This is a genomic window from Caballeronia sp. M23-90, from assembly GCF_053574605.1.
The window spans coordinates 1-18,623 of sequence record NZ_JBSIPA010000086.1 but is presented as its reverse complement, the minus strand read 5'-3'; the positions used below and the strand labels follow the sequence as shown (position 1 = coordinate 18,623).

The window sequence follows — 18,623 nt, the reverse complement described above, 5'->3', positions numbered from 1 at the left end:
TCATCAGGAGATCCTTAACCACAAGCTCGATGTCGCGAAGCAGCTTCTCGCGCGCCACGACCTTTCCAGCGCACCCCAGCGTTCGGCGCTTACGCGGACAGAGCCTGGTCGGGCGATGGTAGGCATGGCAGCAAGGTTCATGAAAGAGGGGTCAGCCGGTCTGGTCGCATGGCGCGACGGGCAGCCGCTCCTGATACTCGCGCGGCGTGCAGTCGAGCTCGCGCCGGAATACGGCGTACATGTATTGCAACGACGTAAAGCCACATCGGATGGCGACTTCCGCGCTGGAAAGGTCGTGGCGCGCGAGAAGCTGCTTCGCGACATCGAGCTTGTGGTTAAGGATCTCCTGATGCACCGTATGACCGAGTTCACGCCGGAAATAATCCTCAAGCGAGGAGCGCGATACGCCAACATAATCGGCCACCTGTTCGGTCTTGATGCCCTGGCACGCGTACTGCCGGATGTAGTGGCGAGCACGCATGACATAGGGGCTCGAAACCGGTTGATGGCGTGTCGATTCAAGCACGTTGATGCCGACAGGCGGCACGAGAATCCGTCTGCCATGGAATCGGGCACCGCCCAGCATCTGATGAAGCAGATGCGCGGCGGTTCGGCCCATTTCTTCGGTACCCTGAATGACTGAAGAAAGCGGTATGCGTGTAAGCGAGCGCGTCAACGGATCGTTGTCTATGCCGATGATCGCAACCTGTTCAGGCACGGGTATGCCCGAAATAAGGCACGCCTGAAGCAAGTGACGCGCGCGGGCATCGGTGACGGCGATTACACCCACGGGCTTCGGCAGACTCTCCAGCCACGATGTCAGTTGCGCACTTGCCTGACTCCAGACCGGCGCGCTGGTCGGCAATCCGCGATGAATATCGGCTTCAAGTCCATCCGCCGCAAGCAGCGCCTTGAATGCCAATTCGCGTTCCTGCGCCCAGCGGTTCTCGGGCGACTCCGGCAGGCTATAGAGCGCGAAACGCTGCAGGCCCGCGCCTATCAGATGGGTGTACGCCAATGACATGAGCTTGGCGTTATCGGTGGCAATGTAGGGCAAGTTGGCCGGATAACATGCGCAGTCCGCATACGATGAACCCACTGCAACTACGGGCAACTGCGAATCGCCGAGCGCCTCGGCCACGGCAGGATCGTCGAAGTCCGCGATGATGCCATCGCCTTCAAAGCGTTCAATCCCGTTAAGCCGGCAGCGGAAATCCTCCTCCAGGAACAGGTCCCACGCAACGCGCGTAGAGAGCAGGTAGTTGCCAATGCCCGTGATCACCTCGCGGTCATACACCTTGTTCGCGTTGAACAGCAGCGCGATCCTGTGCGAAGCCTGAGCGGTCTGGGGTCGTGTCATCGAGCTCCGGACGGGTCTCGCGCCGCATTGCAGCGAGATGCCCGTCATCTCCGTTGCGGCGCAATATGCGCCTCTGTGTTTTGTTCTCGCCGCTTTTTAGCGTTTGCTGATTCTAGGCCTCGTGACAGGTCTGCCGCCAGCCTGATTTCCACTTAGCCCAAGAATCACCATGCGCGCTGGCGGATTTCGCAATTGCCCCGAGGCGGACCAAGCTGGCAGCATGGCGTCACATTAAAAGACGGAGACGCCCATGTCGTATTTCGAACACCTGCCGGCCGTGCGCTATGAAGGCCCTGAGTCCGACAACCTGTTTGCCTTCCGTCACTACGACCGCGACAAGCTGGTGCTCGGCAAACGCATGGAAGATCACTTGCGGCTCGCCGTCTGCTACTGGCATTCCTTTGTGTGGCCGGGCGTGGACATGTTCGGGCAGGGCACGTTTCACCGGCCGTGGCAGCAACCCGGCGACGCCATAGAACGTGCGCATCTGAAGGCCGACGCCGCCTTCGAGTTTTTCGCAAAACTCGGCGCGCCGTACTACACCTTCCACGATACCGACGTCGCCCCCGAAGGCGACAGCATCAAGCACTACGTCAACAACTTCAAAGGCGTGACCGACTATCTTGCGGCCAAGCAGGAAGAGACGGGTATCAAGCTGCTGTGGGGCACGGCAAACCTCTTTTCGCATCCGCGTTATGCTGCGGGCGCTGCAACCAGTCCGAATCCCGAAGTGTTTGCTTTTGCGGCCACGCAGGTTTTTCAGGCGCTGGAAGCGACGCATCGTCTGGGTGGCGAGAACTATGTGCTGTGGGGCGGGCGCGAAGGTTATGACACGCTGCTGAACACCGACCTCAAGCGCGAACGCGACCAGCTCGGTCGCTTTCTCAACATGGTCGTGGAGCACAAGCACAAGACCGGCTTCAAGGGCGCTCTGCTGATCGAACCGAAGCCGCAGGAGCCGACCAAACATCAATACGATTACGATGTCGCCACCGTCCACGGGTTTCTCACGCAGTTCGGTTTGCAAAATGAAATCCGCGTGAACATAGAAGCAAATCACGCAACGCTCGCGGGTCATTCATTTCACCATGAGATCGCGACGGCTTATGCGCTCGGCATCTTCGGCAGTGTCGATGCAAACCGCGGCGACCCGCAAAACGGCTGGGACACCGATCAGTTTCCGAACAGCGTTGAAGAGTTGACGCTTGCGCTCTATGAGATCCTGAAGCACGGCGGCTTTAGCACAGGCGGCATGAATTTCGATGCAAAAGTGCGGCGCCAGAGCGTTGCCCCCGAGGACTTGTTCTACGGCCATATTGGCGCTATCGATGTCATTGCGATTGCCCTGGAACGAGCGGCCGTACTGATTGAAAATGACAAGCTGGAGGAATTCAAGAAGCACCGTTATGAAGGCTGGGATACGGAATTCGGCCGCAAGATTCTCTCGGGCGGTTACTCTCTTGAATCGCTTGCCATTGACGCACTCGGACGCCGTGTTAACCCTCAGCATGTGAGCGGGCAACAGGAGTATCTGGAGAACATCGTCAACCGGGCGATTTACGGCTGACGTTCAAGTCTGAAAGCCTCAAGGAAAAACGTTAAAGCGCCCGGCTGATTTCGCAATTGCGCCAGATGCGCATAAAGGCCAGGCTAAGCAAAAATCCAAAGACACAAGCTTTCGTAAAACGACGACCGTGAACACGAATTCGCGGCGCACGCAGTAGATTCCGCCGACGTCTCTTTCTCTCGCACATGCGTGGCCGTGACCGGCTACGCAGGGGATGCATCGGCTAGTCAACCATAAAAAAGGAGTGAGACATGAAGTCTGCAATGCGGAAGTCTGCAATGCGCCGTTCAATTCTGGCCACGTTCGCGTGCGGTGCGATGTTCGCCAGCGTATCCCTGATTCCATCGCTTGCGCATGCCAGTAAGGACAAACCCGAGATCGGCTTTTGTATCGATGACTTGCGGGTCGAGCGTTGGTCACGCGACCGCGACTATTTCGTTGCAGCAGCGACCAAGCTGGGCGCGAAGGTCTCGGTGCAATCCGCCGATGCCAGCGAGGCGCGCCAGATCTCGCAGATCGAAAATCTGATCTCGCGCGGAGTCGATGTCATCGTGATCGTGCCTTTCAATTCGAAGACGCTTGGCAATGTAGTTGCCGAAGCGCACAAGGCGGGTATCAAGATCGTGTCTTATGACCGCTTGATTCTCGATGCAGATGTCGATGCCTACATTTCCTTCGACAACGAAAAAGTCGGCGAAATGCAGGCGCAAGGGGTCTTCAACGCGCAGCCCAAGGGCAATTACTTTTTGCTGGGCGGCGCACCGACCGACAACAACGCGAAGATGTTGCGTGAAGGTCAGATGAAGATCCTGAAGCCGGCCATCGATCGCGGTGACATCAAGGTCGTCGGTCAGCAATGGGTGCCGGAATGGAGCGCCGCGACCGCGCTGCGCATCACCGAAGATGCGTTGACGGCGAACAACAACAAGATCGACGCTATCGTGGCGTCCAACGACGGCACGGCCGGCGGCGCCATTCAGGCGCTTGCCGCGCAGAAACTGGCGGGCAAGGTGCCCATTTCGGGCCAGGACGCAGACCTGGCCGCAGTCAAGCGCCTCGTTGACGGCACGCAGACCATGACGGTGTACAAGCCGCTCAAGCTGATTGCGGGCGACGCAGCAAAGCTCGCTGTCGATCTGGCGAAAGGACAGCCGCCTGCCTTCAACGCCAAGTACGACAACGGCAAGAAGCAGGTCGATACCGTGTTGCTGCAGCCGACGCTCCTGACGAAGGCCAATGTCGATACCGTCATCAAGGATGGTTTCTATACCCAGTCGCAACTGGCTGGCAATTGACACTTGGTGCATCGATGAGCGGCGCGTGAGGGTCTGAAGAGCGCTTCTATAGCGGCCTTCACGCGCAATCACGTCAGGGACATATGCATGGCAAATGCGCTGCTGGAAATGCACGGCATCGTCAAGACGTTTGGCGGGGTGAAGGCGCTCGACGGTATCGACCTGGTGGTGGCGCCCGGTGAATGCGTCGGCTTGTGCGGCGAAAATGGCGCGGGCAAGTCGACGCTGATGAAGGTCCTCTCAGGCGTCTATCCGCATGGAACATGGGATGGCGAGATCCTTTGGGAAGGTGAGCCTTTACGTGCGATGAACATCCGCGATACCGAGAACGCCGGCATTGTCATCATCCACCAGGAACTGATGCTCGTGCCGCAATTGTCCGTCGCGGAAAACATCTTCCTCGGCAATGAAATCACGTTGAGCGGCGGCCGGATGAACTATGCCGCGATGTATCAGCGCGCCGACGAATTGCTGCGCGGCCTCAACATCAGCGGCATCAACGTCGCGCAGCCTGTGATGAACTACGGCGGTGGTCATCAGCAACTGATCGAGATTGCGAAGGCCTTGAACAAACGCGCGAAGCTGCTGATTCTGGATGAACCATCGTCGTCATTGACGGCAAGCGAGATCAGTATCCTGCTCGATATAGTGCGCGATCTGAAGAAGCGAGGCGTCGCGTGCGTCTATATCTCGCACAAGCTCGATGAAGTCGAAGCCGTATGCGACACAGTCACCGTGATCCGCGATGGCAAGCACGTCGCCACGCAGCCCATGAAGGGTTTGGGGACGGACGCCATCATTGCGATGATGGTGGGCCGCGAAATCAAGAATCTGTTTCCACGGGAGCCGCATGAGATTGGCGAGGTGATTTTCGAGGCCAGGAACGTAACGTGTCTCGACGTCACCAATGCGCAGCGAAAGCGCGTGGACAACGTTTCTTTCTCGCTGCGCAAGGGCGAGATTCTCGGCGTGGCAGGGCTGGTGGGTGCAGGGCGGACGGAACTGATGCAGGCCATCTTCGGCGCGTATCCCGGGGTGAGCGAGGCGGATGTTTATCTGAATGGCAAGAAACTGAAGATCAGGACGCCCGCCGATGCCATCAATGCCGGTATCGGGATGGTGCCGGAAGACCGGAAGCGCCATGGCATCGTGCCGCAACTCGGGGTGGGTCATAACATCACGTTGGCTGTCCTCACACGCTTCGCAAAGGGCGGCCGTATTGATTCCGCTGCGGAACTCGACACCATTCACACCGAGATGAAGCGGTTGTCGGTTCGCGCCGCGACGCCCATGTTGTCCATTGCGAGCTTGTCGGGCGGCAACCAGCAGAAGGCCGTGCTGACCAAGATGCTGCTGACGAACCCCGCCATCCTGATCCTCGATGAACCCACTCGTGGTGTGGATGTCGGCGCCAAGTTCGAGATCTACAAGCTGATGTTTGCGCTGGCACGGCGAGGGGTATCGATCATCGTCGTATCATCGGAGCTCAATGAAGTACTTGGTGTCAGCGACCGCGTGCTCGTGATAGGCGAAGGCGAACTGCGCGGCGATTTCATCAACGAAGGACTGACGCAAGAACATATCCTGGCTGCAGCCATTGGCGCGCCATCCCAGGCAACCCCTATCCAAGCGAGCGTCGCATGACACCTGACGTGACTTCGTCCCCAAAGCGCAGCACAGCCGGTAATGTGCGCACGAGTTCCGGTCAACGCTTCAGGCAAGTGTTCACGCGCTATAAGCTGCTTGCGCTGCTGCTTGCGGTTGCGGTCATCTGGATCTTCTTTTCATTCCTGACCGATGGCGCGTTCGTCACGCCGCGAAACCTGTCGAACCTCCTCAGGCAGATGTCGATTACCGGCATGCTTGCATGCGGCATGGTCTTCGTGATCATTGCCGGTGAGATCGACTTGTCGGTTGGATCGCTGCTTGGACTGCTCGGCGGCGTGGCTGCGATTCTCGATGTTTCATATCACTGGCCAATCCAGTTCACGGTGCCCGCCGTGATGCTGCTTGGCGTCGCGATCGGGCTCTTCAATGGATGGTGGTCCACGTATCTGCGGGTGCCCTCGTTCATTGTAGGTCTCGGCGGGATGCTGGCCTATCGCGGCGTGCTGCTCGGGGTGACAGGCGGCTCGACTATCGCGCCTGCATCGGAGCATCTGGTCTTCATCGGGCAGGGGTACTTGCCCCGACTGGCCGGCAACGCACTGGCACTGGTCATGTTCGTGATACTCGTTGCGTTGACCGTGCGTCAGCGGCAGAACCGGCAGCGATACAAGCTCGCCGTCGTGCCGCTCTGGCAGGATGGCGTCAAGATAATCGCGGCAGGTCTGGTGCTGGTTGCGTTCGTGACGACGCTGAACCGGTATGGCGGGATTCCGGTGCCTGTACTGTTGCTGCTGGCGCTGCTTGGGATCTTTACCTACATTGCCACGCAGACCGTGTTTGGCCGGCGCATCTATGCCGTGGGTTCCAATCTCGAGGCGACCCGTTTGTCGGGCGTGAATACCAATCGCGTGAAGCTGATGATTTTCGCGCTGATGGGATTGATGTGCGCGCTTGGCGGGCTGATCAACACCGCACGGTTGGCGGCGGGGTCGCCATCTGCGGGGACGATGGGCGAACTGGATGCAATCGCGGCATGTTTTATCGGCGGGACATCGATGCGCGGCGGTTCCGGCACGGTCTACGGAGCGCTGATTGGTGCGCTGGTGATGGCAAGCCTCGACAACGGCATGTCGATGCTCGATGTCGATTCTTACTGGCAGATGATCGTGAAGGGCGGGATCCTGGTGCTGGCGGTGTGGATCGATGTGATTTCAGGGGATCGGCGTTAAGGCGATAACGGGGGCATGCACATGCCCCCGAGCGTCAGGCACTATACGGTCCAATCCAGAATCACCTTTCCGCTCTGCCCGGAAAGCATGGCGGCAAACGCCTGCTGATAATCATCGACCGCAAACCGATGCGTCAGGATCGGCGAAAGATCAAGCCCACTCTGCAACATGGCCACCATCTTGTACCAGGTCTCGAACATCTCGCGTCCGTAGATGCCCTTGATTTCCAGTCCCTTGAAGATGACCTGGGTCCAGTCTATCGCCATCTCCGCTGGCGGAATGCCCAGCATCGCGACCTTGCCGCCATGATTCATGGCCTCGAGCAGCCCCTTGAATGCACTCGGCACGCCGGACATTTCCAGTCCCACATCGAAGCCTTCCGTCATGTGAAGTTCCGCCATCACATCGCGCAGTGCAGTCTGCGTAACATTCACGGCGCGCGTCGCCCCCATCTTCCGCGCAAGTTCGAGGCGATATTCGTTCACGTCGGTAATCACCACATTGCGTGCGCCAACATGTTTTGCAATCGCCACGGCCATGATGCCGATAGGGCCTGCGCCTGTAATCAACACGTCTTCGCCGACGAGATTGAACGACAACGCCGTGTGCGTGGCGTTACCGAACGGATCGAAGATCGCCGCGAGGTCATCGGAGATTTCCGGCGGGATCTTGAAGGCGTTGAACGCTGGAATCACCAGGAATTCAGCGAACGCGCCCGGCCGGTTTACACCGACGCCGACCGTGTTGCGACACAAATGCCGCCGTCCCGCACGGCAATTACGGCAGAAGCCGCACGTGATATGGCCTTCACCCGAGACGCGATCGCCAATTGCGAATCCGCGTACCTCTTGTCCCATTTCCACGATCTCGCCAACATATTCGTGCCCCACATGCATGGGAACGGGAATGGTTTTTTGAGCCCAGTCATCCCATTTCCAGATATGGATGTCGGTGCCGCAGATCGCGGTGCGCGTGATGCGGATCATCACGTCGTTGTGCCCGACCTCGGGCTTCGTCACGTGCGTCAGTGTCAGCCCCGGTGCGCGTTCCAGCTTGGCCAATGCTTTCATGATGGTCTCGATGTCCTAGATGATGCCGAGTGAACGGCCAACACGCGCGAACGCATCGACGGCGCGATCGATTTGCTCCGGCGTATGCGCGGCGCTCATCTGCGTGCGGATGCGGGCGCGACCCTTGGGCACGACCGGAAACGAAAAGCCGATCACGTAGACGCCTTCCTGCAGGAGTGCATCGGCCATGCGGGACGCAACCTGGGCGTCGCCGAGCATCACGGGGATGATCGGATGTTCGCCGGGCACGAGCGTAAAGCCGAGCGCGCTCATGGCGTTGCGAAAACGCGCGCCGTTGCTGCTTACACGCGAGCGCAACTCGGCGCCTTCGGCGCTGCCGAGCAGTTCGAGCACCTTGAGCGTGGCCGCGGCAATGCTCGGCGTGAGCGTGTTGGAAAACAGGTAGGGACGGGAGCGCTGGCGCAACAACTCGACAATCTCGCGGCGCGCGGCAACATAGCCACCCGATGCGCCGCCGAGCGCCTTGCCGAGCGTACCCGTGATGATGTCGATGCGCGAAAGCACGCCGCAATGTTCAGGCGTGCCGCGCCCATGCTCGCCGATAAACCCCACAGCGTGCGAATCGTCGACCATCACGAGCGCGCCATAACGGTCCGCCAGATCGCAGATGCCGGCGAGATCGGCAAAGATGCCGTCCATTGAAAACACGCCGTCGGTTGCGATCAGCTTGAAGCGCGCGCCGGCTGCGTCGGCTTCACGTAGCCTGGTTTCCAGATCGGCGAGATCGTTATTCTTGTAGCGATAGCGCTTTGCCTTCGACAAACGCACGCCGTCGATAATGCTCGCGTGATTGAGTTCGTCGCTGATGATCGCGTCGGACTCGTCGAGCAAGGTCTCGAACAAGCCGCCATTGGCGTCGAAGCAACTCGAGTAAAGAATGCAGTCGTCCGTTTGCAAAAACGACGCCAGCGCCTGTTCGAGTTCCTTGTGAACGCTTTGCGTGCCGCAGATGAATCGCACCGAGGCCATGCCGAAACCATCGCGGTCGAGGCCTGCTTTCGCTGCTTCGATCAGGCGGGGATCATTGGCCAGGCCGAGATAATTGTTGGCGCAGAAGTTGAGCACTTCGTCGCCGGTGGCGAGCTGGATATCGGCTGATTGAGGACTGGATATGACGCGCTCGGACTTGTAGAAACCGTCTGCGCGGATTTGGTCGAGCGTATTGCGTGCATGTGCAATATACGGATCATGCATGTACTGGTCTCCTGTGTAATGCGAGGTCCGCTGGGCCACTTGTGATGGCTTTGCGTCCAATGGCGGTTTGTTGCGCTAGGCTTCTTGATCAGGCATCAGCTTAGCTGATTTGATCGTGATCCCGAACAGCATTTTGCGGCGGCCGAGCGCCTGAATGCGCCGCCAGAAAAATACGGTGGTGTTGGGCAACAGTATCTGGCACGGCTAGCCGCCCGCCCCCGACCTTAAACTGCCGCGATCATTCCCTGGCCCGCATCCTGGTCCGTCGCGATCGGCGATGCGTCGGCGCAAACCCGGTTACGCCCCGAGTCTTTCGCCCGATAAAGCTGCGCATCCGCCGCTCCGATCACGCTGTCCTCGGTCACGCGCGCTGTGCTGCGTGCACAATCCACGACCACCACGCCGAAGCTCGCGGTAGCACGTATCTCGCGTCCGTCCCATGCTTTCGACGCAGCCATTTCGAATGCCTGCCGCATGCGTTCTGCGAGCGCCGTGGCGCCGGCAATATCGGTTCGCGGCAACAGCAGGACGAATTCTTCTCCGCCATAGCGAATGACGCTGTCCACGTCATGGCGTGTGTGCGCGAGCAACAAGGCTGAAAATGTCCGGATGACTGCGTCGCCGGCGGGGTGGCCGTAACTGTCGTTGATCTGTTTGAACTGGTCGATGTCGCACAGGACCACCGCGAGTTTCGACCGGGTTTCGCGTGCTCGCTGGAGTTCCGCGTTGAACAGCACGTCGGTGAGGTAGCGCCTGTTGAAACAACTTGTCAGGTAGTCGCGAACCGACAGATTCCTGAGCAGCGCGTGCTGGCAGAACTCGTCGCGTGCGAGCCGGTTATGGCGGCGGGCAGTGACGTAACCGAGGGCGTTGGTAAATACGAGCAGCATGGACGAAGTCAGCAGCGACGACGGATCGAGCATGCGCGACGCCGAGGAAATGGCGATAAATGCAAACGTCGCCGCCACGCTGATCGCGAGAGCATAGACCAGCTTGTTCGGAATGAAGTTGTAGGCGACGATCAACATGATGCACATGGACATCTCGTGAACCGACATTCCGCCCGACCGCAGCCACGTGATCAGCATGAAGACCGCGAAGCCGACGATTTCCACCACGCTCGCCGCTGCACGCAGCGCGGGGACGGAATTGCGCTGTGCGCTTGCGGCACGCAAACAGATTGCGCAGGTCAGCCCGACCAGGCAGCGCGCCAGAAACAGCAGGAGAGCCGCCCGGGAATAGCCAAGGGCGCCGACGTCGGTGATGGCGAAGGCGATGTAGAAAAGGCTGCAGAAAACGAGCGTCCGCACGAGCGCAGTGTGGTGCGCGACGCGCTGATAACGCTGGAACTCATGTTCCACCGACGCGTCTTCGAACTCCGACCATAGCCTGTCAAGTTTGAAATTCGTCCCGGCGTCAAACCGTGAAATTTCGGTCAGTTCTGCCATCTCTCGCCATTTTTTCGATGTCGCCGTTTGGGGCAACATGATAAGTCATTTTTATCGTGCGCAAGATAGCGCGCATTGGAATGCAATTATCAGTACGCGAGCGGCCCGATTGAAGGTTTTTATTTGAAGTCGGCATAGCCGGAAAATAACCTATCTCAAAATACATTAAATTAACTGATCTGCAGCGCGTAAGCTGTCACATGAACAATAGCCTGCCGACCGATACGCTCATCTCTTGTGAAAACGAGCCGATTCAAGCCCCTGGGAGCATCCAGCCGCACGGGGCACTGATCTGTTTTGCCTCGGACGGCCGTGTGCTGGCACGCAGCAGCACGGCTGAAACATGGCTGGGTACCTTGCCCGGAATTGGCGAGGCGCTGACTCCGCGCTATCTGAACGCCTCAGCACGCATTGCGATCGATGCCGCCCTTCAAGACCCCAGCCACGCCGGCGACAGCGTCGAGTGGGAAAGAAATGACGGCATGCGATTTGACCTGGTCATGCATTGGTCCGACGATAACCTGATGGTCGAGTGGGAGCATATCGCCGACCAGACCGTCATGCTGGCGCATTACGCAGCGCTCGCTCGGAGCACGATCCGGCGTTTGCAGGAGCGCAAGTACACATCGGTCAACGAAGTGCTGCAGGCCGCGGCGGACACCGTCAGGGTCATGACCGAATGCGACCGGGTGATGGCGTACCGGTTTCTCGCGGACGATAGCGGAGAGGTCATTGGCGAGTCGCGTCGGGAAGACCTGGTGTCGTACCTGTATCAGCGTTTTCCCTCCGGGGACATCCCCGCACAAGCGCGCCGGCTTTATGTGCTGAGTCCGATCCGGCAGATCTCCTCGGTCAACGCTGTCGCTGTGCCGATCGAACCCTTGTTGAATCTTGAAACGAATCGCCCTTACGATCTCAGCCACTCCGTCTTGCGCAGCGTGTCGCCGGTTCATATCGAATATCTGAAGAACATGGGCGTTGCTGCTTCAATGAGCATTTCCATTGTCATCAACGAGCGCCTGTGGGGCATGATCGCCTGCCACCATATGAGCGACCACCGCGTTCCTCATGCAATCCGGCTGTCGTGCATCTTGTTCATGGAAGTGGTGACCATCCTGCTTCAGCAACTCGAACTCGAACAACGCGTCACGGCCGAGCAAAGCGTGCGGGTCCTGGGCGCGGAAGTGGCTTTTGCGATGCGGCAAGCCGACGATCCCGTCGCAGGGCTGGTGGCCGCGGCAAGCGGCATTTCGGCAATGATCGGAAGCGATGCGGTGGCGATTGTCGTCGATGGCCAGACCGTGATGCTCGATGCACCCTGGCTCGTCGATAAAGCGGCGCTCCTTGGTATTGCGGAGCACATGCGCGAAGCGGGTTCCGACTTGATCGTCATTGAATCGCTCGCCGACACGCAGCCGCACCTGATCAGGCCAATGACACCAACGGGCGTTGCCGCGGGACTGCTTGCCATTCAAATGAACGGCGACGCGCGCATCACGATCATCTGGTTGCGCAACGAACTCGTGCAAACGATCAACTGGGCGGGTGCGCCGGACAAAGTGGTCTCGATGGGGCCGAACGGAGCGCGTCTCACGCCGCGCGCTTCGTTCGAATCGTGGAAACAGGTCGTGACCGGACGTTGCCGCGCCTGGACGGAGACCGACGTTTTCGCCGCGCGCGAACTCAAGTCTATTTTGCAGGACGTCGCGCTGCAGCGTTTGCGCGATGCAGATCGCTCCCGGATGATTTTGTTGGCCACGCTCGCTCACGATTTGCGCGATCCGCTGCAATCGGTGGATCTGGCGGTCCAGCTCATGCGCAGCGGTCTGGCGAGCGTGCAAGACGCGGCGCAGCGTGTGGAGGGATCGACACGGCGAATGCAATCGCTCATCACCTACATACTCGATGTCAGCCGCATCAGAGCGGGCATGGGCCTGATCCTCGAGCGCCGGAAAACGCCGCTGACCGAATCATTGAATGCGACGGTCAATCAGCTTCGCCAGACTTACCCGGGCATCACCATAGAATATGCATGTCCTGAACTGGGCGATGCCGAACTCGATGAAGACCGGTTTGCGCAAGCCCTCGGGAACCTGGTCAATAATGCGCGCCAGCATGGGGACATGAGCGAACCGATCCGGATTACCGGGGCGCTGAATGGGGTCCTTAGAACGATTGCAATTCGCAACCGTTTGTTGCGCAAACAGACGGTGTCGTTTGCGCGACTGGTGGATCCTTTCAAGAGCGGTGCGCTTGCCAGTCCGAACAACAAGGGCGGAATGGGCCTTGGCCTCTACATTGCCAATGCCATCGTCAGAGGCCATGGTGCAACGCTCGATGCAGTCTTCACCGATAATGAAGCGTGTTTCACCGTGACGATTTAGCCTTGCAGGAGGACGGCGGCCCATGAATGACTTCATTTTGCCGCCGCAGGAAAATCGCGCGAAGCTCTGGCGCGAGCCGTCGTTGTTCAATACAGAGTTCCTGCGTGCGACCTATCCGACGCATACCTTCCCGCAGCATTCCCACGACGAATACGCGCTTGGTTTTATCGAACGTGGCGCGCAGATGTTTTCCGAAGGCCAGCGCGAGCGCACGGTCATGCCGGCCGGCACGATCTGCGTAATCAACCCGGGCCAGTTCCACGAGGGCGGCCCGGCGACCGAGGGCGGATGGGACTATCGGATGATCTATCTGCCGCGTTCGGCACTGGCGAACATCCTTGGTATTGAGGGAGCATTGCCGGAAAGTGCCTTACCGTATTTCAATGACCCTGTAATCGACGATCCCGCCTTGGTTCGCGTGATGCGGGCAGCGCATTCGTGCTCGGAATCACCGGACGTGTCGTGGCTGGAAAAAAGCACCCGGCTTACGCTGGCGCTTCGCCAGCTCGCGTCGCGCCACGGACAGGGCGAGCGGCCTGGCTTTCTGCCGGGCGCCGCGTCTGGTGCAGTCACGCGTGCGCGTGAATATATCGACAGTTGCATTGAAGCGAACCCGACACTCGATGAAATCGCCACTGCAGCCGGCCTGAGTTCCTTCCATTTGTTGCGTCAGTTCAAGCTTGCTGTCGGCTTGCCGCCCCACGCCTATCTGATGCAACGGCGCGTTGACCAGGCAAGGCGGTTGTTGCTCAAAGGTCACCCGCTTCGCGAAGTGGCGATCAGGGTCGGCTACGCAGACCAGGCCCATTTCAGCCGTGAATTCCGCCGCTTCTATGGCGTCTCGCCAAGCACCATCCGTTAAATAAACCGCAAGATTCTTCAAATCGCATCGTCAGCCTGCGTCCATGATGGGAATGCGGTTCAAGCCCGTTTTTTCAATCACTAGCCGAGGTAACAAGATGCCGTTAGTCAGAGTCGATTTGTCCAGGGATGCATCCCCGGAAATGGTCAGTGGCATCAGCGATGCCATCTACAAAGCCATGATCACCGTGGCGAACGTGCCCGTGCACGACAAGTTCCAGGTATTTTCGCGTCATGCCGCGAACGAAATCATTTACCCGAAAGAGGGATATCTCGGTGTGAGTTATACGCCGGAGATCGTGTTGATCCAGGTGACATGGAATGCAGGACGCAGCATTGAAGTGAAGAAAGCGTTTTATCTTGCGGTGGCGAATGGCATCCATGAAGGAACCGGCCTGCGAAAGGAAGACATTTGCATCAATCTGGTCGATGTCAACCGCGAGGACTGGTCGTACGGCAACGGAGAGATGCATTACGAACCGAAGTAGCGGCCGATCTGGCCGCGAAAACCATTTCGGGCGGCGTCTTAAATCCGGGTTCAATCGAACAACCGGATCAACCATTGAAGGTGGTGTGACCATGAACCCCGCATATCCGGCATTCGCTTTATTGGGTTTGATATGGGGTACGAACTTTCTGTTCATGAAATGGGCAAGCGTGATGATCACGCCCGTGCAGATCGTAGCGTTGAGGGTGCTGTTCGGTTTTGTACCGCTGCTCGTATATGCGCTTTTGTCGCGATCCCTGAAATGGCGCCACTCCCGGCATGCCCACCATTTTGTCGTCATGTCCGTATTGGCCACGGTGGTGTACTACTATGCGTTCGCCAAGGGTGCATCGTTGCTGCCGTCGAGCGTGGCCGGCATGCTGAGCGGCGCCATACCGCTGTTCGCGTTCGTATGCGCCTGGGCCCTGCTTCGTGCCGAACGTCCGACAGGCCGCATGATCGCGGGCGTGGTCTGTGGATTTGCCGGTGTCCTGCTGATCGCCCGGCCATGGGCTGCATCTACTTCGGCCGTGAGCTTGCCGGGCGTGCTTTACATGATTGCGGGCTCGATGAGCGTAGGGTGTTCATTTGTCTATGCGCGCAGGTTTATATCGAAACTTGACATATCCCCGGTCGCGCTTTCCACCTATCAGATCGGGCTGGCATTGGCCATCATTGTGTGCATAACGGATTTTCGCGGCGTCACTCGAATCGCAGATGACCTGCGGGCGTTGACCGGCCTCGTCCTCGGCTTGGGACTGCTCGGGACGGGCGCGGCATATATTCTTTATTACTTCATCGTAAGGAGGCTGGGTGCGATCGCCGCGTCAGGCGTCACCTACATTCCGCCGGTCATCGCACTTCTAATGGGCGTGTGGTTCGCACATGAATCCATCAGGCCCCTTGATCTGGTCGCGATGTCGTGCGTCCTCGGCGGAGTCTATCTTTTGCAGACAGGACGGCGCGTGCCTGCAGTCGCTCGCGTGATCAAGGAAGTTTGACTGGCCGGGAGACCCTGCTGCTTCAATCGGGCATGCCGTCATGCTCGCCGAGCGTTCTCGTGGGCCAGTCCACCCAGCGATCCGGGCGCGCACGTTCGTAAGCTTCGTTAAGCGGATAACGTATGCGGTTGTCGTCGCGCGGACGCTCGCCTATCACCATCAGCCTGACTTCCTCTTTCGTGTTGTTGATAAACGTGTGGCAGATCCCGGTCCCTGCCGGGAACGCAACAGAATCGCCTTCTGTAATGGCGTGCAGCACGCCGTCGATCCAGACATCCGGCTTGCCTTCGAGCACGTACACAAACTCCTGCTCCGTACTTTCAGCGTGCGGATATGACGTCCGCCGTCCCGGCAGGAGTCTTACATGATGAATGCCAATACGCGTGATGCCGAGTGCATCGGAAAGGGGCGCGTCGAGCGCCATGCGTTCCGTGTCACCGCGATACACGTGCGCCTCGGCTTCTTCCAGTTCGTTCCAGTGTTTGATGAATTCAGGTCGGCTCATTCTTTGTTTTTCCTGTGGGGGAAGAATGATGATACCGGTTGAGGAGCAAGCGGAGTGGGGCAATCAGCGCATTGCTTCCTGTTCACGAACGTTGGTTCCGCCAGGCTCAGCCACCATGATTTCGTGCGTATATAGCGTACACGCTATATACGCAGTTTTATCGAGGCGCTTGTCGGCCAACCAGTCCATCGAGGTTTTCCCGATAAATGTGCACGCGCAGCAAACTATCACCAAAAAAATGGCACTTGTGCACCAAAAAAACAATACGAAAACTTCTTGGAAAAAAATAATGTGTACGCTAGAGTTAGTTCATCAACTTAGAGCACTAAGTAAATCTCGACGTGGTCCTGAGGCAGGTGCTTCGAGTTCTGAAAAACATATTTAAAAGACAAGGCCACCAAATCGGCCTAAATCGAGTGGGCAATTACAAGCCCGTTCCAGGCAATATGTTTAGGCATACATACGAAGCTGGAAGCGGTTTCCTGCACATTTTTTTAGTTTCCTGCACATTTTTTTGTTCGATCTTTTTACAAAACTCTGGAGATGGCAATGTACGACGTATTTCAAACCGACCGACTGATCGATACGTGGCTGGCAGAAGACATCGGATACTGCGACCTGACCGCTCAGGTCATGATCGAGGCGAATGAAACCGGCGCCTTCTACATGAACGCCCGCGAGGACCTGATCGTGTCAGGCATCGACGTGGCGGCCCGTGTGTTCAAGCGCTATGACCCCACGCTGGAAGTGGCGGTGCGTGTCAGCGACGGCGACCGGCTGAAAAAGGGCGCTGTCATGCTCGATGTGCGCGGGAACGCGAGGAGCGTACTGACCGCGGAACGTACGGCGCTCAATATCGTGCAGCGTATGTCGGGTATCGCCAACCTCACGGCCGAATACGTGAAAGCGGTGGAAGGCACGCGCGCTCGCCTCATCGATACGCGCAAGACCACCCCGGGGCTTCGCATGCTGGAGAAGCATGCCGTCACGTGCGGCGGCGGCCTGAATCATCGGCTTGGACTCGACAATGGCGTGATGATCAAGGACAACCACATTGCTGTATGCGGTGGCATTGCGAAAGCTGTGCAACGGGCGCGCCGTCAACTGCCTGTGCTGACGAAGCTCGAAGTGGAATGCGACCGGCTGGAACAGGTTCAGGAAGCGCTCGATGCCGGCGTGGACGTCATCATGCTGGACAACATGTCGGTGCAGGAGATGTCGAAGGCTGTAGAACTCGTCGGTGGCCGCACGAAACTGGAAGCATCCGGTGGCATCAACCTCACGACCATCGGCGAAATTGCGAAGACGGGCGTGGACTATATTTCCACCAGCAAGATCAACCAGGCTTCCTTGTGTGTGGACATCGGTCTGGACGAAGCGGAGTAATCGCGTCATGTCCGACGGAATCTTCTTTTTTGTTGTGGGCCCGAGTGGCGCCGGCAAGGACTCGCTTATCGATGCGGTGCGTGGTACAGACCGTCCGTTCGAGATCGCACGAAGGGTCATCACCCGGGCTCACGGTTCGCCGGGAGAAGACCACGAAGCGCTGGGCGAAGCCGAGTTTTCCGCGCTGGAACGTCAGGGCGGATTCCTGATTACGTGGTCCGCGCATGGCTTGAAATACGGTTTGCGCCGCGAATTGCTCGGTGTCTTGGCGCATGGCCGCCACGTCATTGCCAACGGATCTCGCGCGATGGTCGAGGCGCTTCGCGCTTGTGTTCCGAATCTGGTCGTCATCGAGGTGAGTGCACCGGTTTCCGTGCTCGCCGAGCGCATTCTCGCCCGGGGCCGGGAAACGCCGGAAGAGGTCCGGCAACGCGTGATGCGCAAGGTCGAACCTTTCCCGGCGGATGTCGAAGTCGTCAGGGTATCGAACGATGGAACGCTGGAGCAGGGCATCGGACGTTTCATCGCGGCGCTTGACCGTGCGACCCAACCGCCTGCGCCGAGCATGGCCGCGATGAAAGCCAAGCTTGCCGGCGATGCACTCAATGAAACCGAATACGGCGCGGTGCTCGATGACATTCTCGCGTTGCGCTATTCCGATCGCGATATCAACGCCTTTCTTCTGCAGGCGTCTCAGCATCTGAGCGACCCTGAAGTGCTGGCTCTTGCAAAGGTGCGCGCACGGCTGTCACCCCGCATCGAATGGAATGAACCCATGCTCGTTGACAAGCATTCAATGGGCGGCATTCCCGGCAGCCGCATCACGCTGATTGTCGTACCGATCGTCACGGCGTTCGGCCTCGCGATGCCGAAGACGTCGTCACGTGCGATCACGTCGGCAGCAGGCACCGCGGACGCAATGGAGACTGTCGCCCGAGTCGACCTCACTCGGGCGGAAGTGCAGCGGTGCGTACAGGAGGCGCGTGGCTGCATTGCATGGAACGGACGCCTGAATCATTCAATGATCGATGACCGGATCAACGCATTCACCCGGCCGTTGGGACTCGATTCGAACCGCTGGTCGGTCGCATCCATCCTGTCAAAGAAATGGTCGGCTGGCTCCACGCATGTGATCATCGATTTGCCTTACGGCCCGCGCGCCTCGGCTTCATCTTTCAGCTTGGCACGCGGGCCGTAAGGCAAATCA

The 18,623-nt window shown here is 58.6% G+C and carries 16 protein-coding genes; 10 read left to right on the top strand and 6 right to left on the bottom strand.

The genetic code is table 11. From position 1 onward, the window contains the following. Positions 1-151 precede the first annotated feature (151 nt). A complete protein-coding gene (locus ACRXB1_RS11570) occupies positions 152-1,360 on the bottom strand; it encodes a XylR family transcriptional regulator (protein ID WP_449492078.1) in 1,209 nt (402 codons plus the stop codon). Between the two features lie 250 nt (positions 1,361-1,610). Between ACRXB1_RS11570 and xylA the strand changes: the two genes are divergently transcribed. The 4 genes from xylA (at position 1,611) to ACRXB1_RS11550 (ending at position 7,059) form a co-directional block, all read left to right on the top strand. Further along, positions 1,611-2,927: a xylose isomerase gene (gene xylA, locus ACRXB1_RS11565; RefSeq protein WP_174364734.1), complete on the top strand. Its 1,317-nt coding sequence runs from the start codon at positions 1,611-1,613 to the stop codon at positions 2,925-2,927. 251 nt (positions 2,928-3,178) lie between these two features. After that, complete coding sequence (gene xylF, locus ACRXB1_RS11560; RefSeq protein ID WP_231941558.1) at positions 3,179-4,222, top strand: D-xylose ABC transporter substrate-binding protein; 1,044 nt, start codon at positions 3,179-3,181, stop codon at positions 4,220-4,222. A gap of 87 nt (positions 4,223-4,309) precedes the next feature. Continuing rightward, on the top strand, positions 4,310-5,866 hold the full coding sequence (gene xylG, locus ACRXB1_RS11555; RefSeq protein ID WP_375507413.1) for a D-xylose ABC transporter ATP-binding protein: 1,557 nt from the start codon (positions 4,310-4,312) through the stop codon (positions 5,864-5,866). Further along, positions 5,863-7,059, top strand: coding sequence for a sugar ABC transporter permease (locus ACRXB1_RS11550; RefSeq protein WP_062171050.1), 1,197 nt, complete (start codon positions 5,863-5,865; stop codon positions 7,057-7,059). Before xylG ends, ACRXB1_RS11550 begins: the two co-directional genes overlap by 4 nt. Positions 7,060-7,100: 41 nt before the next feature. Here the strand turns inward: ACRXB1_RS11550 and tdh are convergent, their stop codons facing one another. The 3 genes from tdh to ACRXB1_RS11535 form a co-directional block, all read right to left on the bottom strand. After that, complete coding sequence (tdh, locus tag ACRXB1_RS11545) at positions 7,101-8,129, bottom strand: L-threonine 3-dehydrogenase (protein ID WP_449492077.1); 1,029 nt, start codon at positions 8,127-8,129, stop codon at positions 7,101-7,103. Between the two features lie 15 nt (positions 8,130-8,144). Continuing rightward, entirely contained in the window at positions 8,145-9,344 is a 1,200-nt protein-coding gene (locus tag ACRXB1_RS11540; RefSeq protein ID WP_449492076.1) for a glycine C-acetyltransferase, read from the bottom strand. 224 nt (positions 9,345-9,568) lie between these two features. Beyond that, complete coding sequence (locus ACRXB1_RS11535; RefSeq protein ID WP_449492075.1) at positions 9,569-10,792, bottom strand: diguanylate cyclase; 1,224 nt, start codon at positions 10,790-10,792, stop codon at positions 9,569-9,571. 200 nt (positions 10,793-10,992) lie between these two features. Between ACRXB1_RS11535 and ACRXB1_RS11530 the strand changes: the two genes are divergently transcribed. The 4 genes from ACRXB1_RS11530 (at position 10,993) to ACRXB1_RS11515 (ending at position 15,525) form a co-directional block, all read left to right on the top strand. Then, positions 10,993-13,176, top strand: coding sequence for a GAF domain-containing protein (locus tag ACRXB1_RS11530; protein ID WP_449492074.1), 2,184 nt, complete (start codon positions 10,993-10,995; stop codon positions 13,174-13,176). Between the two features lie 22 nt (positions 13,177-13,198). Continuing rightward, on the top strand, positions 13,199-14,038 hold the full coding sequence (locus ACRXB1_RS11525; RefSeq protein ID WP_062171039.1) for an AraC family transcriptional regulator: 840 nt from the start codon (positions 13,199-13,201) through the stop codon (positions 14,036-14,038). 97 nt (positions 14,039-14,135) lie between these two features. Continuing rightward, positions 14,136-14,525, top strand: coding sequence for a tautomerase family protein (locus ACRXB1_RS11520; RefSeq protein WP_449492073.1), 390 nt, complete (start codon positions 14,136-14,138; stop codon positions 14,523-14,525). A gap of 91 nt (positions 14,526-14,616) precedes the next feature. After that, positions 14,617-15,525: a DMT family transporter gene (locus ACRXB1_RS11515; protein ID WP_449492072.1), complete on the top strand. Its 909-nt coding sequence runs from the start codon at positions 14,617-14,619 to the stop codon at positions 15,523-15,525. 22 nt (positions 15,526-15,547) lie between these two features. On the opposite strand, the gene ACRXB1_RS11510 is transcribed toward ACRXB1_RS11515, so the two are convergent. Both ACRXB1_RS11510 and ACRXB1_RS11505 read right to left on the bottom strand, forming a co-directional pair. Further along, positions 15,548-16,030, bottom strand: a complete 483-nt coding sequence (locus ACRXB1_RS11510) for a cupin domain-containing protein (RefSeq protein ID WP_449492071.1) — start codon at positions 16,028-16,030, stop codon at positions 15,548-15,550. Positions 16,031-16,093: 63 nt separating this feature from the next. Further along, complete coding sequence (locus ACRXB1_RS11505) at positions 16,094-16,219, bottom strand: hypothetical protein (protein WP_449492070.1); 126 nt, start codon at positions 16,217-16,219, stop codon at positions 16,094-16,096. Positions 16,220-16,579: 360 nt separating this feature from the next. On the opposite strand from ACRXB1_RS11505, the gene nadC reads away from it, so the two are divergent. Both nadC and phnN read left to right on the top strand, forming a co-directional pair. Further along, positions 16,580-17,416, top strand: a complete 837-nt coding sequence (gene nadC / locus ACRXB1_RS11500) for a carboxylating nicotinate-nucleotide diphosphorylase (RefSeq protein WP_062003691.1) — start codon at positions 16,580-16,582, stop codon at positions 17,414-17,416. Between the two features lie 7 nt (positions 17,417-17,423). Beyond that, entirely contained in the window at positions 17,424-18,614 is a 1,191-nt protein-coding gene (phnN, locus tag ACRXB1_RS11495; protein ID WP_449492069.1) for a phosphonate metabolism protein/1,5-bisphosphokinase (PRPP-forming) PhnN, read from the top strand. The last annotated feature ends 9 nt before the right edge of the window (positions 18,615-18,623 follow it).

Bases quoted from the DNA above. Each gene is read 5' to 3' on its own strand.
- xylA (WP_174364734.1), top strand. From the start codon at position 1,611: ATGTCGTATTTCGAACACCTGCCGGCCGTGCGCTATGAAGGCCCTGAG.
- ACRXB1_RS11540 (WP_449492076.1), bottom strand. From the start codon at position 9,344: ATGCATGATCCGTATATTGCACATGCACGCAATACGCTCGACCAAATC.
- xylG (WP_375507413.1), top strand. From the start codon at position 4,310: ATGGCAAATGCGCTGCTGGAAATGCACGGCATCGTCAAGACGTTTGGC.
- ACRXB1_RS11570 (WP_449492078.1), bottom strand. From the start codon at position 1,360: ATGACACGACCCCAGACCGCTCAGGCTTCGCACAGGATCGCGCTGCTG.
- ACRXB1_RS11515 (WP_449492072.1), top strand. From the start codon at position 14,617: ATGAACCCCGCATATCCGGCATTCGCTTTATTGGGTTTGATATGGGGT.
- ACRXB1_RS11520 (WP_449492073.1), top strand. From the start codon at position 14,136: ATGCCGTTAGTCAGAGTCGATTTGTCCAGGGATGCATCCCCGGAAATG.
- ACRXB1_RS11505 (WP_449492070.1), bottom strand. From the start codon at position 16,219: ATGGACTGGTTGGCCGACAAGCGCCTCGATAAAACTGCGTATATAGCG.
- tdh (WP_449492077.1), bottom strand. From the start codon at position 8,129: ATGAAAGCATTGGCCAAGCTGGAACGCGCACCGGGGCTGACACTGACG.
- ACRXB1_RS11525 (WP_062171039.1), top strand. From the start codon at position 13,199: ATGAATGACTTCATTTTGCCGCCGCAGGAAAATCGCGCGAAGCTCTGG.
- ACRXB1_RS11535 (WP_449492075.1), bottom strand. From the start codon at position 10,792: ATGGCAGAACTGACCGAAATTTCACGGTTTGACGCCGGGACGAATTTC.
- ACRXB1_RS11550 (WP_062171050.1), top strand. From the start codon at position 5,863: ATGACACCTGACGTGACTTCGTCCCCAAAGCGCAGCACAGCCGGTAAT.
- ACRXB1_RS11510 (WP_449492071.1), bottom strand. From the start codon at position 16,030: ATGAGCCGACCTGAATTCATCAAACACTGGAACGAACTGGAAGAAGCC.
- xylF (WP_231941558.1), top strand. From the start codon at position 3,179: ATGAAGTCTGCAATGCGGAAGTCTGCAATGCGCCGTTCAATTCTGGCC.
- nadC (WP_062003691.1), top strand. From the start codon at position 16,580: ATGTACGACGTATTTCAAACCGACCGACTGATCGATACGTGGCTGGCA.
- ACRXB1_RS11530 (WP_449492074.1), top strand. From the start codon at position 10,993: ATGAACAATAGCCTGCCGACCGATACGCTCATCTCTTGTGAAAACGAG.
- phnN (WP_449492069.1), top strand. From the start codon at position 17,424: ATGTCCGACGGAATCTTCTTTTTTGTTGTGGGCCCGAGTGGCGCCGGC.